The organism is Pseudobacteroides sp. (assembly GCF_036567765.1).
GTDB lineage: Bacteria > Bacillota > Clostridia > Acetivibrionales > DSM-2933 > Pseudobacteroides.
Window position 1 is genome coordinate 1 of record NZ_DATCTU010000093.1, and the last position, 17385, is coordinate 17385.

Here is a 17385-nt window from a genome sequence, read left to right on the forward strand (position 1 = left end):
GACTACTCATATAGGTGAGGCTCGTTGTAAACTGGATTCTTGCAAAAAATTTTCCCGCCTGAAAAACTGGAAATTTTCAAATATTAAGATAACAAAAGATTCATTTAGAAATTGTCCAAACTTAAGGGGTTAATCCGCCAACCGTACACGCAAGTACTTCTGATATTTGGGTTATAGTAAAATCCTCAAAGTATTTCAACATAATAATTGTTTTATCTTCTATTTTTAATTTATCAATTGCCTTACCAATATCTATTTTAAATATTATACTATCTTCGGTCTCATCGATCATTAAGAAAAATAAGTTTCACATTCTAAATCTTTAATTAAATACGTTGTTAAATATTTAACGTAATATTAAAGGTTTCACGTTAAGTTTCTAAAATCGTGAGTATATACACCTTATCAAATAAGAATGCTTATAGTATATTAAATATAAGCAAAATTTTTAGATTATTTTGATATAAAAACCTGGGCCAGGAATTTATATATAGGATTGGTAAAATTGGGGCTATTACCATCAAAAAATAGTATGATTTATTAAATCTTAAACTTTCATTTGTGAGCTAGGTAATTAAAAATTTCATGAGACTATTGAGTTTCAACGAATTTACCCAATTCCATATATGAAAGGTATTAAACCGTTAAATGAGCATGACTATCTGTCTACTAAAAGGAGGTGACACGGTTCCTATAAAGGCCTGGACGGATCGCCAGCAGTTTACAGCAGTACACGTTCTTGATATATACATAATAATATAATTCGATTTATATAATCGAGATTGTTACTAGGTAGGAACACAATAAATCATTTGATATCACTGTGTAACCTTAAGGGAATAAACTATTGAGTTATATATTTGATAGAATATCATTAATATTAAGTACAGACCTATTTATATTGAGGCATATATTGGCAAAAACTTCTGTAAATTTGAGTCTGTACTATAATTTAAAAGAGCATCTGCTAGGAACTACATTTTGACTATTGGGTGCATGACTTAAGAGTTGTGAATAACTTGAATAACTAAATTTATAATTCTTTTGTTTTTTGGATTTAAATGCAAATGTGTATTATAAATATTGTTGACATTAGGCATCGCTTGCGGTTAACAATTAACATATAGTTTACATGACAATTGTTATCACGTGCACCTTAGTAATGTGTATCGTTATGTTGTAGGAATATAGGCGGATGCCCCCAATTACGGTATATTAAGTGGCCATCTTAATATAAAATTAAAACTAATTACAGGAGGAAAAGCTAATGAAAAAAAAGATTTTAAGCACTATTCTTGCCTTATCACTTGCACTTTGTGGATTAAATGTTAATTTAGAGGCTTTAGCTAAAAGAGAAAAATTAAAGAATGAAATTAATTCAAATTCAAAAATTCTTTATTTAACAGAAAAATTTAATGACAACTATTTAAAAGAAAAAGGTTTCCAAAAGAACATAATTAGTAAAAGTAAAAAACATTTAACTTATGATGAGGTCAGCGAATGTGACGGTATGTGGGTAGATTTAGATACCGTTGATTTGAAAGATTCAAAAATAATAGACAAAATCATAAAGATGTTTAACGATAATAAAAAACTACTATTTAAAAAGAAAAACTTTCAAGTTGAGGAAGTTATTAATGCATTAAATATTAATCCGGATCAATATAGTATTAATGATCTCTACACAAGTGCTTATAGCGATCCAAAGTTAAAAGTATATGGATTAATGGTTAAAAAAGACTACATGGAAAACGGATATGCTCCTACTGTTTTGAGAGTATCAATTGAAAATGATGATCTAGTGAATACAGGACTCTATAATTCAACATTATCAGACTATGTCTCCAATAAGATAGAACCAGAAACAAGTTTGGTATCAGTAAATATTGCAAGTGCGGCAGCATTAGAGTGGGCACCTGTTAGTGTAGCATATACGTTTTATGATACTTTTGGTCTTTGGCAAGGAGTTGATAGTAGTGGTCGCGATATAATATATCCAGGTGCAACCGTTGAAGGAAATATTCTTTTGCAAAAACACCCATCAAATCCAATGGCTGGAGCCCATTGGTTAATAGGTAGTTCTGAAGTTAAAATAACACCTATGTCTATAAATGGCGTTAAAAATACATACAAGGACTTTTCGATATACCAAGATTTTGGGCCTAATGGTAAAATATATTCATATGGACCACAAGATGCGTATAACAAAAAGGATTTTTCAATAAGTTTGGGATATAACACTGCATATGCAACATTTAATTTTTCAACTGCAAACAGTTTAAGTGTAGCTAAGACTGCAGGTGGTTACAATGCTGGCAATTTACAAATTAAGTATACTTCTTCGGGACAAACGACTTTTTCAAATATGGTTAAACAAGCTGCTGAATTTACAGTGCCTACCTCGTCATCTAGAATTTGGGGATATACTGGAATGCATTATTGGGTAGATATATATAAACAAGTGCCAAAAATTTTCACAGTTGAATATCAAAAAATAGGCACTTGTGATGCTGGATATTATACAGGTGGGTATATAAACTAAACTACAAGCCTGATATTTTATATTGCCAACTTAAGAATAGTCTGAGTTTTATTGCTTAGCAACTAGAAAGTATAGGGTCAAATCATTATTGCTTTTTAGGAATTAGTAAGATAAAATAGCATATAATTGATTTGTCCCTATTATTATATATATAATTGAAAGAGGTAAATCGACAATGAAAAAAAATATAAAATATATAGTACTTGTCAATATACTATTTATATTATTTTTTGGATGTGGAGTTTCTAATAACTCTGAGAATACTTTGAATAGTTCGCTTCAAAATATTAAACAGCTAGACTTACAAAAAGAAATAAAGAGCATTAAAAAATCAATAGACCGTAGCGATATCATGAAAATTGATAAGTTTCAGTTAAGGTATGGAAAAGACGGGTCAATCCAGCAGTTATTACTAAATTTTATATGCCAGGACAACAATAAATATTTATTTTATGAGATAAATTATGACACTATAAAAAAGCAATACATTATTCAAAATAGAGAACCAGAAAAGTGGTTAGGCTATGAGATGCTATATGATGAAAATCAATTAATTGAATCTTATAAACAATTAAGTTTTGATGAATTAACATTATATCAAAATGGTAATAGTATTTATGACTCTTTTACTGCAAGATATTTTGAAGAAACTAATAACATCCCAAAAACTTCTGCCTCTAATGTGTATAAGGTAACTAATAGTAATAAAGAGAAGCTAATCAACAAGGATGAGACAGCCCGTGGGCTAGCATTCGCGGTTACAGGCAATAAAGTATTAAAATTTCAAGATCGAACTAGCATTCAATCAAGTGATGGAAGCATCTATGTGTTTACTTTTTAATCTAACTTATTCTGCTGTTAGTTTTGTCCTCAACAGTTTATTTTATAGCACTTGAAAAAGTATGAGTTTTTGATTATTAACTTTATATGTTAGTTGCAAGTAAAATTTCATAAAGTTGCAACAAAAGATTTCTGGCATATTTGCGAAGCAGATTAAGCATTTCTATAATTGTATATAAAATCATGTCAAGGATAAAGCCTGCGGGTAAGTGCTAGTGAATCCTTTATCCTTTGGCTTGATTGTAGGATGCAATTATACTGCCGTAAACTGCTGGCGATCCGTCCAGGCCTAATGATGGCAATAAAAGGTTTTTGAGCGACACTCCCGAAAATTCATCAAAAACTCAGTCTCATCCTCGTTGCTAGTCACAGAAATTTCACCATTGTTCTCTTCCACATATTGCTTGACAATATATAGCCCATAACCATTATAGCCACTTACGTCATCCTTTGTAGAATAACCAAGCTCAAATATCTTGTCCAACCTCGGTTCAGAGATCACAGGACCGTTATTGCATATTGATAGAATATATTTATCATTTTCTATATACCCTGAGATAGAAATGAACTTTTGATCACGAACTCGACTTTCCATTGCATCAAAGGCATTATCAATTATATTACTTACAATGCTTATAAGGGCCTGATCACTTATGGCCAGAATATCCAATTTTGCATCAAAGTCAACTTCAAGCTTTATTCCTTTTTCTTTAGCTTCGTTATTTTTAACAGAAAGAAGACCGTCCAAATAACTATTGCCGGTATAATATGACTTAAATGAAGACTTAACATTGTCATTAAGTTTGCTTAAATAATCTTTGATTTTTCCTAAAGTATCAGGCTGTTCCATTTGTACCATAGCAAGTATAGTATTTATATGGTTTCCGATATCGTGGTGGTTTTTTCTCAGAACTCTAACTAACTTTTCCATATTCTCAACATTTGCTTCCTGAAGCTTTAATTTATAGCCTATCTTTATTTGTTTTTCTTTTTCTTTATAATCAATTATGCTAAATATTATAGTTAATATAATTAAAATGAACGCAAGTAATTGGTAAGTAGAATGTTGTTTTTCTGGGGACATTCCATTCCATAAGTATATCATGCATAATAGACTAAAAACAAATATTTGCAGCAAACCGGTTGATATGAAATGTTTCTTCTTTTTGAATAAGCCCAGATCAAAGAGTTTAATATTTTTCCTATATAGGAAAAATATTAAAGACAATTGTATGAATCTTGCGGCTAGGTGTATAAGAAATTTTAGCTCAACTATTTTTAATAGATCATGAGGATTTTTTCTTGTTATAGCCATAAATAAAAAAAGTGTAATTCCTTCAGTTAGCATTAAGACAATAATTAAAATAGCTGCTGCAACAAGAGATTGGAACAATGTAATTCTTGTTATGTACCCTAGAACAATAATCACAAAAGCTGTATAAAGTAATGTGTGCATCCCTGATGTTGTTAAAGCATCTACATAAAAACAAAATACAATATATATTATCATAAATAATAGTGATTTCAGCATGTTTTTACGGATAAACTGCTTCTGGCCTACAATATATGTATAAAAAAGTAAAAACGCAGTACCTTCTAGTATATTACTAAAAAATGAGATAACCATAGATGTGTTAATTGTCAAAGTATAACTCCCCCATTATTAAAATTCAAATATTAAAAACTATGTAAATTTAGATAAAATATTTATGTATAGTACTGTTCCAAGACAGTATTTTACTTAGCTTTTTTGCAGGATCAAGATTTTGAAGATATAGGAAACCTCATTAAAAACTCGGTTTCATCATCATTGCTGGTCACCGAAATTTGGCCATTATTATCCCTAACATATTGCTTGACGATATATAGACCATATCCATTATAGCCATTTATATTACCCTTTGTAGAAAATCCAAGATCAAATATTTTATCCACATTTTGGCTTGAGATCACTGCACCATTATTGCAAATTGAGAGATGGTATTCACCATTCTTAACATACCCAGATACCGAAATAAATCTATGCTCAGCATAAACTTGATTATCTATAGCCTCAAAAGCATTATCAACTATATTGCTTATAATGCTTATAAGTGCCTGATCGTTGATGCCTAAAAGGTCCAGCTTAGCATCGAAATCTACTTCAAGTCTGATTCCCTTTTCAGATGCTTCATTGTACTTTACAGCAAGAAGGCCGCTTAAATAGCTATTACCAGTATCATATGACTTAAAAGAGGACTTGACATTATCTGTAAGGGCACTGACATATTCCTCGACTCTATCTAAAGTATCATCTTTCCGCATTTGTGTAATAGCTAATATGGTATTTAAATGATTTCCAATATCATGATGATTTTTCCTGAGGATCTTTACTAGTCTTTCCATATTCTCGACATTTACTTCCTGAAGCTTCAGTTTATAACCTACTTTTATTTGTCTCTCTCTTTCTTTGTAATCAATTATGCTAAATATCAAAGTTAACATAATTAAAATCGGAGCAAATATTTGGGATGAAGCATATTGCTGTTCGTAAAACTTATCTTTAAAGAAGAAAGCCACAAAGAATATAATAAATATGAAAATTTGCAATAATCCGGTTGATATTATGTTTTTTTTCTTTTTAAATATGCTTAGTTCAAATAGTTTAGGTTTGAACCAATACAAGTAAATAATGCAGGTGAATTGTATAAATCTAACAGTTAAATGTGAAATGGATTTTAGCTCTACTGTATTTAATATTTCAGTAGGCCCCTTTTTTGTTATAGCTATGAACAAAGCCAGTGTAAATAATTCTGTAAGCGTAAAGGTAATAGATACTAAAGCAATTACTATGAAAGACCGAATAAATGTGATTTTAGTAATATTCCCTAAAATAATAATCATAAAAGTTGCATAAAAAAATGTTCGTATATTCTCTGCTATAAATGTGTCAATATACATAGAGAATACAATGTATATTACAATATACAAAAGAGATTTTAGTTTGTTTTGAAGTACAAATTGTTTTTGGTCAATAATATATGTATAAAAGAGCAATACAGCAATAGATTCTAAAGCGTTACTAAAAAAAGAAACTAAAAAAGATGTACTTAAAGTCAAATAATTTTTCTCCCTCTTTATCTATATGATTCTATTTTTAATTGCAAAGACAGCTAGCTCGGTCCTGTCATTTAATCCCGTCTTTTCAAAAATAGCAGTTATAATATTAGCAACCCTGCCACAGCTGAGGCAAACTTCCTTTGCTATATCCCTATTTGTTTTTCCTCTTGCTACCAAGCTTACTATTTCCAATTCTCTTGGTGTAAATCGAATAGCACTGATACTATTCAATGAATTTGAACAGATTAGATTCTTTGTCAATACAGCTAAAGCATTTTTATGTATGACGGGAATGCCTAAATGGACATTTTTAATTGCAAGCTTGAGCATATCATGATTAACATCCTTGAGAAGGTAACCGTCGGCACCAAAGCTAAGTGCTTGAGATATAAATTCCTCGTCCTGAAAAGAGGTTAACATCAATACTTTTACATGATTGAATTTATCTTTTATCAGCTTTGTTCCTTCTATACCACTGCAATCCGGCATTTGGACATCCATAAGGATGACATCAGGAACAAATTTGCAGCATAAATCAAATGCTTCTTTACCATTATGAGCACAAGCTAGTACTTTTAATTCATTATCCAATTCTATTAATTGTTTGAGGCTTTCACTAAGTATTGTTTGATCATCTGCTATTATTATATTTATCACTATTAAAATATCCCCTAATTAACATATGATTTGAAATAATTATATATATTTCATAATTATAGTCAATAAGAAAGAATTATGCAATATAATGTTAAAATTCACTGACAGATTTTATTACCTTTTTGACATTTTTCTCGAATTTCGGACGTGGAAGCATGACCTGGTGAGAACAGCCAAGACACTTTATTCTGAAGTCAGCACCTGTACGCATTACTTCCCACTGCTTGTTTCCGCATGGATGCTGTTTTTTCATTTCTACCACATCACCAACATTAAACTTAATAGGCATTTGAATTCCTCCAGAAGTAACAATTTTATATTTTTCAACATACCTAAACAGACCTTGTACAAATGATTCCGTTTTTATGCTTGCCTTTGCCTGTAAAACTCGATGTTTGCCTTGCTGAATTCATCCTTTACAAGATTCCGGAACCTTCTTTCAACCTCATAATGCTCATTGGGCAAAGTCTTGGTAGTTACTCTTAACACTACATTATCCTTACCAAACTCTGTAATTCCCAAAATTTTAGGGGCTTCAACTATTACGGAAAACTCACCGGCAACCTTTGTACATATTGTATTTATAATATCAATAGCCTTACTCAAATCGGAATCGTAGGATATAGGAATATCGATGTTAGCTGTTTTATTTCCTTTTGAATGGTTGATGACCTTTTTTATTTCACCGTTAGGTATAATGTAAAGGTCTCCGTTTGCGTTTCTTATTCTGGTGACCCTTAATTCTATATGTTCAACTGTACCATTGAGGGCATCAATAGTAATAATGTCACCAACCTCAAATTGATTTTCAAATACAATAAAAAAACCTGTTATAACATCCTTAATGAGGCTTTGTGCCCCAAAACCAATAGCCAAACCTCCTATACCTGCAGCAGCCAAAACCGAACGTATATCGAAAACATCAGTCAAAATTGATATAACCGCTATTGTATAAATTAAGTACTTAAATATACTTCTTGTCAGGGTCGACATGGTATCAAGGCGTTTTATATTTTTACTGTACTTAAAGTTTTTTTGCTTTTCAAAGGTCTTTTTAATAATAAAATTCCCAACTTTGACTACCACTATGGCAATTAGTATTATACCCAAAGACTTTATGGTATATATTACTGGAGAATTAATATTACCAAAGGTTGATTGAATAAATTTAATCACTTTATCCATTACACTTTTACCCTTTCAAAATATATTTCATTTAATGCAAAAGTAATTATCAAAAATTTTAACATATTATATGTAATTATTCTATAAATAATTTCTATAATATAAACATTATAAATGGCAAAAACGAAAAAACACTTCATATATTAAATAAAGTGTTTTTTCGTTCCGAAAAGGGTAGAAATAGAGGAATACTACAAACTATTTTTTTGTAAGCACTTTTGGCGTTTTAGGCTGGTAAAAAAACCAATAACACGCGGTACTACTTACTAATGAAGCAATGATAAAAAGTGCTGCTGATAACAACTTTAAAAAAATGGCTTTCATAGTAACATCCCCTTATCCCTTTATTTAATAGAGTTACCCCCTATTAGTTCCTGAATTGCTTAATAATCCTGTATTTACGTCTGATTTTATTGATTCAAGCATTCTCTCTGCTTCTACGTAATCTTTATTTTCCATAAGTTTACACAAGTAATCTATATTTTGTAAAAACTCTCTGCCATCAAAGGATCTCTTTTGTTCCTCCTCAAGCTGAATATCTTTACCTAGTTTGAATACGCTAATTAATATTAAGACTGTAAAGAATACTATTAAGACTAAATTCATTATTATCAATATCTTATCATTAGAGGAACTAAATAGATTTTTATTATTCCAATACAATCTAAAATTAAGAAATATTATTAAAAATGTGAATGTTAATTGTAAAACTATAAAACGTATTCTACTAAGGTAGTAAATGCTTGATTTCTTCTTCTTAAAATTAAGAATTTTAATATTGTTCTTAAACAAAATTAAAGATATTAAGCAATGTATAATAAAAACTGGAATAAATAATAAAATTCGTATTTCGTAAGGGACTATGTCCATGCCGTTTGATTTATTTAATATAAGCATACCAATATTAATCGTAACAGACTGTATAAGGATATAAATAACCATAGATAATAAAGCACTTATAACGGACTCAAATATACTAAGTTTATAGGTGAAAAAAATTATAACAGCAAATATAGCTAAATTAAGTACTGCAGATAAAGATAGATCCCAATTAGTCAAAAATTGTACACTTATAAAAGCCATGGCTGTTATTAGCGTAGTGAATATTACATATCTAAATTTGACAGTATCCTTTTTGCCAAGAATAGTCCATACAAAAAACGATAATAAAAATTCTTCAGGAATTGACATGGTTAAAAAGTTTATTAGCGAAAACTGCTCCATATACTATAATTCCTTCCCCTCAAAATATGATGACAATTATACACTATCATATTCTGCTATAAAACACAATATTAGAGAGGGATTCGACACTATTTAACATTATACTACAAAACTCGATATTAAGTTTTCAATATTCAATGAATAAATAATCGATAAATTAAAATAAAATAATGTTATCAAATGCTTGGGTAGCAAGATTCCCTATGTCTTTCTTAATACTAAATTATCACAAGGAAAAACTATGTTCAATACAAAGTTTTAAATCGACAAAATACGCCGCAAAACGACAAGAAAAATCGAAAGGAAGCGTATTTTAAATAATAGTGTAGCAAAATTTTTATTAAAATTCAAAAAATTATTTGCAACTTTGTACCAAACCCTCGAATAATGATAGAAATACACTGTTTGCCTCCCACATCAACTCAGGATGCCATTGTACTCCCAGTGCAAATTTATGGTTTTTGTACTCGATTGATTCAATGATACCGTCCTCAGACAGGGAACTGATCTCAAAGCCTGGTGCCGTATCCTTAATTGCTTGATGGTGGAATGAGTTAACCTCTATTGAGGTTGCTTTTAATAACTTGCTTAAGATAGAGTCTTTCTTAACATTGATCTTATGGGTAGGATACCATCTGGGGGCAGCTTGTGAATGCTTTATAAGCTTTCTGTCATTTATTTGTGAGTGAATATCCTGGTAAAGACTTCCGCCCATTGCAACGTTCATTATTTGTATCCCTCTGCAAATACCGAAAAGAGGTTTATTCAGCTCAATAGCCCTTCTAGTTATAAAGATTTCAAGGGTATCCCTATATGGAGATATATCTTGGTTGAAAGGAAGGTTCATTTCATTAAAATATTTGGGATCCACATCGGGGCCGCCGGATATAAGGAATCCGTCGCAGCTCTGTACCATATTTTCCATTAGTTCCGGCTGTGTGCACATTGGAAGCAAAACCCCTAGGCCACCGGCTTTATTGACACCCTCACAATACCCTTTTTTAATGAAAGTAAGCTGCTTATCATAGTCATACCAAGGAGTAACACCTATTAATGGACGTTTATTGCTCATAAAATAGCACCTCCTGCGATTAACAAATCAAGGGAAATCTAAATATACCTAAATATCATATGCAAGTACTATGGCTTTTGCAATTTCTTTCATTGAGATACCCTTATCCATGCTCTGTTTTTGTATGCGTTTAAAGGCTTCTGCTTCAGAGAGGTTAAGGTGCTTCATCAAAAGGCCTTTGGCTTTTTCAACTTCTTTTCTTGTATTTAAAACTTCCTTGAGGTCAGTGATTTCCTTCTCAAGGGTATTAATCTTCCTTCTTGCTTTGAACATCAGATCTACTGTATTTAGAAGGTTTGTTTTTCCTAGAGGCTTGGTAATACAGGAAAAACCTATATCATTACACAGTTCCTCTACTAGAGCTTTTTGAGATTCAGTAGCTATAAGTATAACATCAGAAAGCTTATCTTCCAATAATATTTTTGCTACCTCATAACCGTTAGTTAATGGTAGATCATAATCAAGAACCACAAGATCCGGTCCAAGAGCACGGACGCGTCTTAAACATTCCTGGCCGTCTGAAACCTGGCCTGCAACTAAATATCCGTTTTCGGCAAAAATTGTTTTAAGTTTTCCAGATGAAACTTCATTATTCATGGCAATCAAAATTCTTGGTGATCCCACATAACACACCCCTGTTACTGTAAAATAAAATACCTGTTCAAAATTATGGTGTAAAAGTCACCATAATTTCCTATTATCTAAATTAAGACAGCCGAACCTAAAGGCCCGGCTGCTCCATTGCTGCTGGAAAAATTCTAAATTATTTAATTATGCAATATGGAATAGTGTCAATACTTTGTAAGGTATTGATCAATTTCCCACTGAGTTATTTTTGTACTGTAATTTTGCCATTCTTCATTTTTGGCTTCTATAAACTTACTGAATACGTGGTCTCCTAATACTTCCTTTGCAAGCTCACTCTTGCTAAGCTCATCAATTGCTTCCTTCAAGCTGCCTGGAAGGGAGTCGATTCCTTCTGCTTTACGCTGTTCTTCCGTCATTTCAAAAATGTTTTTATCAATGGATGAAGGAGGATTTATCTTGTTTTTGATTCCGTCAAGTCCTGCAGAAAGAATAGCAGATAAAGCAAGATACGGATTACATGATGGATCGGGACATCTCAATTCTACCCTTGTTGATGAACCTCTTGCAGCAGGTATCCTGATGAGAGGACTCCTGTTTCTGGCTGACCATGCAATATATACCGGTGCTTCATAACCGGGGACAAGTCTTTTATATGAATTAACAATAGGATTGGTTATTGCTACTATTGATCTCATGTGCTTCATGATTCCGCCGATAAAGTAATAGGCGTCCTTGCTGAGGTGCAGCGGATCCTTTTCGTCGAAGAATGCATTTTTTCCGTTCTTAAATAGGGACAAATTAGTATGCATACCAGAGCCGTTAATACCGAAAATAGGCTTTGGTATGAATGTTGCATGGAGGCCGTTTCTTTGTGCAACCATCTTAACCACCAGCTTAAAGGTCATTATATTGTCAGCAGTCGCAAGAGCCTCGCCATATTTAAAGTCTATCTCATGCTGTCCGGGAGCGACTTCGTGATGAGAAGCTTCAATTTCAAAGCCCATCTCCTCAAGTACCAGACACATGTCTCTGCGAGCATTTTCTCCAAGATCAACCGGCCCTAGATCAAAGTAACCAGCATTGTCATGGGTTTCGGTAGTTGGGTTTCCTTCGTTATCTGTGAGAAATAGGAAGAACTCACACTCAGGGCCTACATTAAGCTCATCGTATCCCATATCAGTCGCTTTTTTAATTGCCCTTTTAAGTATATACCTTGGATCTCCTTCAAAGGGGGTTCCATCAGGGTTATAAACATCACAGATTAAACGGGCAACCTTTCCTGCCTGAGGTCTCCATGGAAAGATAGCAAAGGTATTGATATCCGGCCTTAGGTACATATCCGATTCCTCAATACGAACAAAGCCTTCAATGGAGGAGCCGTCAAACATGCACTTATTGTCAAGAGCCTTTTCTAGTTGTTCAACTGTTATAGCAACATTTTTTAATATACCGAATATATCGGTGAACTGGAGTCTGATAAATTTAACATCCTGTTCTTTGGTTATCCTTAAAATATCTTCCTTTGAAAAATTGGGCATATACAACACCTCTCTAATTATTAATAATTAACTGCAATAAGTAATTTTAAATACGAATTTTTATACCATTTAAACACATTAAAAAAGCGCACTCAAATAAGGTCACAACCTTGTTTGAGAACGCCATTGTTCTAAAAGTTTTGTCCAAAACAAATATTTTAATATAAATTAAATTAATTAATCTAAATTATATCACAATATAAACACTATGCAACAAATATTTTTATATAATTAATTTATTTTATGCAGTTACTTTCTTAAGTGCTTCACTTTCATTTCCATAGATCTCTATAAATCTATTAAGCCGTGTAACCTCAAATAAATTCATAATCTCTGGTAAAAGATTGCAAAGTACCATTCGGCCGCTCATTTCCTTAAATTTCTTATAGGTATCTATTATTATGCCCAAGCCGATACTATTCATATAAATAATACCTTCCATATTAACTATTACAATTTGACCGGCACTTTCCTTTACAAGATTATCAAGGAGATCTTTGAATTCATTCTGAGTAGATATTCTCACCTGTCCTATTAGTTTAACAACTTTAACGTTGTTTAGTTCCTTGACTTCAACTTTCATTGCTTAAGCCCCCTCTGAAATTTTTAGCCTGATAAAGCTTCTAGTCCTGGTGTATTATTTCAATAATAATTCCTAATAACATTTTAAGACTTTAACATAAGTTAAAAAGACAGCCCTTTAATTTATGCTTAATGCATATGTATTTGATTGTTGTTCAAAAAGAAAAGTAATGATTTTTAATTTATAAAGCTTGTATTAATTCAATTATATATCATTTAATAATTAAATTCAATAAGTTTGGGCATTATGGGCTGGATTAATTTCTAACAGAGGCTTCTAGACTCATTTTAGGATATATATCGTGAAAAAGATTTCTATTGAGAGAGTCTTTCCCACGATATATAAGAGTGGCTTTGATTGGTAAATATTATTCTGAATATTTTTCAAAAGAATCCTTACCAACACCGCATAATGGGCAAACCCAATCTTCCGGGATATCTTCAAATGAAGTTCCAGGTGCAATACCGCTATCCGGGTCACCTACTTCAGGATCATAAATATAACTACATACAACACAAATGTACTTATCCATCATATCACTCCTAAATAAGATTTTTAATATAATACCCATAGCATATTATATTATAACAAAATATTTATTAATAATTAATATAAAATAAAATTTATTCCAAATATCACAAAGATTATTAATGAAACTTCTTTAAAAGAGGATTTTTTTATATACTTGGCGAATTATAATAATGAGGTGTTTTTATATGCTGATAAATACTTGTTTGACCATGGGTTATAAGTGTAATTTTTGCGGCTCCTTTGAATTTTTCAATATTTCACTTTTTAGATTATTGGGCAAAAGGGCATATACTCTTACATGCCGCTGTAATAATTCGAAAATTACAATTTTTAATGATAACTTAAATGAGTTCAAAATAAGGACTCCGTGTATAGGCTGCGGCAGCAATCATATATTTACATTATCCAGAAACGAGCTTTTAGTAAAGCCGGTAAGTGTATTACACTGTCCTGGTACCGGTATTGAATTGAGTTTTATCGGCACAGATGAGGAAGTTAGAAAAAGAATCGACAGACTTGAAAAGGAATTTGATGAGTTGATTGATCTCTTTGGGTACGATAAATATTTTAAAAACACCCAGGTAATGTTTGATGCACTAAACAAGATTCATGACATTGCTGAAAACGGAAATCTTTACTGTGAGTGCGGCAGTAACGAGGTTGAAATGCTTCTTTATGAAGACGGGATACATTTGAAGTGCTTAAGGTGTTTTGCAAATGTAATGATAGATGCATCTTCGAATAAGGATCTTAAGGATATATTGAAAAGGCACCAGATAATGCTGACTAAAGAACCGAATGATTTTGCTCAGAGCCCTTCTAAGCAATTTGTACGAAAGACTGATGATAACCAATTTTAAATAAAGTATATTCAATAATGAATAAATAAGAAAATCCAGGGTATCGTAAAGTATACCCTGGATTTTCTTATTTATTACAAAAACAACCAAGGTTGCAAAACCCCAAGCTGTTTTGTTGCTGCAAGCATTAGTATCTTTGTGTTTGTGAAAATGGAAATAAACAAATAAAAATACACATAAAAAATGTCCATTAAAGTACAATAAATGTGTATAAAGGTGGAAATAATGTCGCATTAGTTATAAAACCATGTATTTGACTTGAGGAAATTATTTACAACATTTCCTAACTGCGTTGACAAAGTATTTTTTGGATGCTATAATGTTGTCAAAGTAGCAATCGATTTTTCTCACCTACACAAAAATCTTCTGTTTTTGAAGGTTGTAGTTGTATATCTACTTGAATGAATTCCCAAAATGATGGAAATAAATATATAAAGCTTATATAAGGTGGTGGACTATGGAGGGAATAAATCTCGAAAGTAAAACCCTTGAGGATTTGCGCTATATTGCAAAGATGATAGGACTTAAAAATGTAATGAAGTATAAAAAAAATGAATTGATAGAGAAAATTTTAGAGTCTGATAACAGTCAAGTTGCTCAAGGTGATGATACAAGGGAAAACTTACAATCTGCTCTTTCTGCACATGTAACCAATAACAAAACTGAAAAGAGTGAAAGCCAAGCTTCAGATGGCGAAGCTAAACAAAATGAAGTTGAGCCTGTTCTTAAGAAATCCAGACGTGGAAGACCTGCAAAAGCAGCAGCGGAAAAGGAAAAAGAAAAGGAAGCAGAGGCAAAGGAAGCAGAAAAGGCGGATGAGGTTAGAGCAATACTTGATATAGCAAATAATGACGCAAATAAAGAAAGCAATAAGTCAGCAGGCAAATCCAAAGAAAAACGCAGTTCCAGATTGAAATCAAGTAAATTATCTGATGACAAAACGCCCGAAAATATAAAAACTCAGGATAGTGAAAAGGCCGAAGTTAAGGAAGAGCCAAAAGTAAATGATGAGAAGGCTCAGCAAGAAACATTGCAGGAAACTGTTGTGCCCAAAAGTGAGGCAAAGACAGAGGAAGCATTAAAGGATGAAAAAATAAAGCCTCAAGATGCAGAAGCAAATGATGTCCAAATTGAGGCTGCTACAAAACCCAATTTAAATGATAAAAGTAGCAGCAGTGTTACAGCTAATAGGTTTTCTTCCGGTGGTGGCAAAGTATCAAATGAAGTCAAAAGGGATGAACCTGCAAGAATAAGAAAGTTCGATCAGCCAAAAGAATTTAAGCCCGGGCAAAGGATGGAAAATAGATCTGAAGTCAGGACTGAAAATGCTTCTGATCAGAAAACAGAGCAAAGGCCTGAAGCCAGAGCAGAACAAAAGCCTGAACAGAGGACTGAAGTAAAGCCGGAGCAGAAGTTAGAAAACAAAACAGAACAAAAGACTGAGCAAAGAGCTGAGAATAATCAGCAGACGCCGTTAGAGAAGATAGAAAGTGATGATCCCGTTGAGGGGGTTTTAGAAGTATTACCTGACGGATATGGGTTCTTAAGAAGTGACAACTACTTATCTGGGGCGAAGGATGTTTATGTTTCTCCTTCACAGATCAGAAGATTCAGTCTTAAAACCGGTGATAAGATAAAGGGTAAGGGCAGAATACCGAAGGAAGGCGAGAAATTCCAGGCACTCTTGTATGTTCAGTCTGTCAACGGTGATTCTCCTGAAGTTGCTTCAAAAAGAACTCCATTTGAATATCTTACGCCAATATATCCAGATAAGAGAATTACACTTGAAACTTCACCAAGAGAGCTTTCCACAAGATTGATTGACTTGATTGCTCCAATTGGTAAGGGACAGCGCGGAATGGTTGTTTCTCCGCCTAAAGCCGGTAAAACAATGCTTCTCAAAAAAATTGCCAACAGCATTACAACAAACTATCCCGAAATAGATTTAATTGTCCTCCTTATTGACGAAAGACCTGAGGAAGTAACCGATATGCAGCGTTCAATAAGGGGCGAAGTAATATATTCTACCTTTGATGAAGTTCCGGAGCATCATATTAAAGTTGCTGAAATGGTTTTGGAAAGAGCACAGAGACTTGTGGAGCAAAAGAGAGATGTGGTAATACTTCTTGACAGTATAACAAGGCTTGCAAGGGCATATAACCTTACAATACCTCCAACAGGAAGGACATTATCGGGAGGTCTTGATCCGGGAGCACTCCATAAGCCCAAAAGATTTTTTGGTGCTGCAAGAAATATTGAGTTTGGAGGCAGTTTGACAATAATGGCAACTGCTCTCATAGAAACCGGAAGCAGAATGGATGACGTCATATTCGAAGAATTTAAGGGAACAGGTAATATGGAGCTTCATCTAGATAGAAGGCTCTCTGAAAAAAGAATTTTCCCTGCTATAGATATAAACAAGTCCAGTACAAGAAGGGAAGAGTTGCTTCTTAGCCAGAAGGAGCTTGAAAGCATATGGGCTATAAGAAAGGCAATGAGCAATATGGGAACGGCTGAAGTTACCGAAATGATCGTAAACAAGCTGATGCAGACAAGAAGCAATGAAGAATTTGTTAAGAACGTTAACGTGTCATTTGTAGAAAAATAAATAAAAGGTGTAAGTCTAAAAGTTAGACTTACACCTTTTGCAGGATTGGGTTAAAGTA

17 protein-coding genes are annotated in these 17385 nt (G+C 32.6%); 4 read left to right on the forward strand and 13 right to left on the reverse strand.

Annotated features, from left to right (window positions below):
- Positions 1–121: 121 nt before the first annotated feature.
- Positions 122–292: a sigma factor-like helix-turn-helix DNA-binding protein gene (locus VIO64_RS14140; RefSeq protein WP_331919322.1), complete on the reverse strand. Its 171-nt coding sequence runs from the start codon at positions 290–292 to the stop codon at positions 122–124.
- A gap of 975 nt (positions 293–1267) precedes the next feature.
- Here VIO64_RS14140 and VIO64_RS14145 point away from each other — a divergent pair.
- Both VIO64_RS14145 and VIO64_RS14150 read left to right on the forward strand, forming a co-directional pair.
- A complete protein-coding gene (locus tag VIO64_RS14145; protein WP_331919324.1) occupies positions 1268–2542 on the forward strand; it encodes a hypothetical protein in 1275 nt (424 codons plus the stop codon).
- A 175-nt stretch (positions 2543–2717) separates the two neighbouring features.
- Positions 2718–3383: a hypothetical protein gene (locus VIO64_RS14150; RefSeq protein ID WP_331919326.1), complete on the forward strand. Its 666-nt coding sequence runs from the start codon at positions 2718–2720 to the stop codon at positions 3381–3383.
- Positions 3384–3671: 288 nt separating this feature from the next.
- On the opposite strand, the gene VIO64_RS14155 is transcribed toward VIO64_RS14150, so the two are convergent.
- The 12 genes from VIO64_RS14155 to rd all read right to left on the reverse strand — a co-directional run bounded on the left by VIO64_RS14155 (position 3672) and on the right by rd (position 13860).
- A complete protein-coding gene (locus VIO64_RS14155) occupies positions 3672–5027 on the reverse strand; it encodes an ATP-binding protein (protein WP_331919328.1) in 1356 nt (451 codons plus the stop codon).
- 113 nt (positions 5028–5140) lie between these two features.
- Entirely contained in the window at positions 5141–5866 is a 726-nt protein-coding gene (locus VIO64_RS14160) for a sensor histidine kinase (protein ID WP_331919330.1), read from the reverse strand.
- Positions 5867–6502: 636 nt separating this feature from the next.
- Positions 6503–7138 (reverse strand): response regulator transcription factor, encoded by a 636-nt coding sequence (locus VIO64_RS14165; protein ID WP_331919332.1) that lies wholly within the window; start codon positions 7136–7138, stop codon positions 6503–6505.
- Between the two features lie 91 nt (positions 7139–7229).
- Positions 7230–7427 (reverse strand): DUF951 domain-containing protein, encoded by a 198-nt coding sequence (locus VIO64_RS14170; RefSeq protein WP_331919334.1) that lies wholly within the window; start codon positions 7425–7427, stop codon positions 7230–7232.
- A 74-nt stretch (positions 7428–7501) separates the two neighbouring features.
- Positions 7502–8323 carry a mechanosensitive ion channel family protein gene (locus VIO64_RS14175; protein WP_331919337.1) on the reverse strand — a complete coding sequence of 274 codons (822 nt, stop codon included), beginning with the start codon at positions 8321–8323 and terminating at the stop codon, positions 7502–7504.
- A 198-nt stretch (positions 8324–8521) separates the two neighbouring features.
- Positions 8522–8647, reverse strand: coding sequence for a cyclic lactone autoinducer peptide (locus tag VIO64_RS14180; protein WP_331919339.1), 126 nt, complete (start codon positions 8645–8647; stop codon positions 8522–8524).
- A gap of 33 nt (positions 8648–8680) precedes the next feature.
- Positions 8681–9547, reverse strand: coding sequence for a hypothetical protein (locus tag VIO64_RS14185; protein WP_331919341.1), 867 nt, complete (start codon positions 9545–9547; stop codon positions 8681–8683).
- Between the two features lie 355 nt (positions 9548–9902).
- The gene (locus VIO64_RS14190; RefSeq protein ID WP_331919343.1) at positions 9903–10619 is read right to left on the reverse strand and encodes a gamma-glutamyl-gamma-aminobutyrate hydrolase family protein; all 717 of its coding nucleotides are present in this window, start codon (positions 10617–10619) and stop codon (positions 9903–9905) included.
- A gap of 48 nt (positions 10620–10667) precedes the next feature.
- Positions 10668–11243 carry an ANTAR domain-containing response regulator gene (locus VIO64_RS14195; protein WP_331919345.1) on the reverse strand — a complete coding sequence of 192 codons (576 nt, stop codon included), beginning with the start codon at positions 11241–11243 and terminating at the stop codon, positions 10668–10670.
- Positions 11244–11410: 167 nt separating this feature from the next.
- Positions 11411–12745: a type I glutamate--ammonia ligase gene (glnA, locus tag VIO64_RS14200; protein ID WP_331919347.1), complete on the reverse strand. Its 1335-nt coding sequence runs from the start codon at positions 12743–12745 to the stop codon at positions 11411–11413.
- A 241-nt stretch (positions 12746–12986) separates the two neighbouring features.
- Positions 12987–13328 (reverse strand): STAS domain-containing protein, encoded by a 342-nt coding sequence (locus VIO64_RS14205; RefSeq protein ID WP_331919349.1) that lies wholly within the window; start codon positions 13326–13328, stop codon positions 12987–12989.
- A gap of 367 nt (positions 13329–13695) precedes the next feature.
- Entirely contained in the window at positions 13696–13860 is a 165-nt protein-coding gene (gene rd, locus VIO64_RS14210; protein ID WP_331919351.1) for a rubredoxin, read from the reverse strand.
- A 184-nt stretch (positions 13861–14044) separates the two neighbouring features.
- Between rd and VIO64_RS14215 the strand changes: the two genes are divergently transcribed.
- Together VIO64_RS14215 and rho are read left to right on the forward strand one after the other, a co-directional pair.
- Positions 14045–14719, forward strand: coding sequence for a hypothetical protein (locus tag VIO64_RS14215; RefSeq protein WP_331919353.1), 675 nt, complete (start codon positions 14045–14047; stop codon positions 14717–14719).
- Between the two features lie 457 nt (positions 14720–15176).
- Complete coding sequence (rho, locus tag VIO64_RS14220) at positions 15177–17327, forward strand: transcription termination factor Rho (RefSeq protein ID WP_331919355.1); 2151 nt, start codon at positions 15177–15179, stop codon at positions 17325–17327.
- Positions 17328–17385 lie beyond the last annotated feature (58 nt).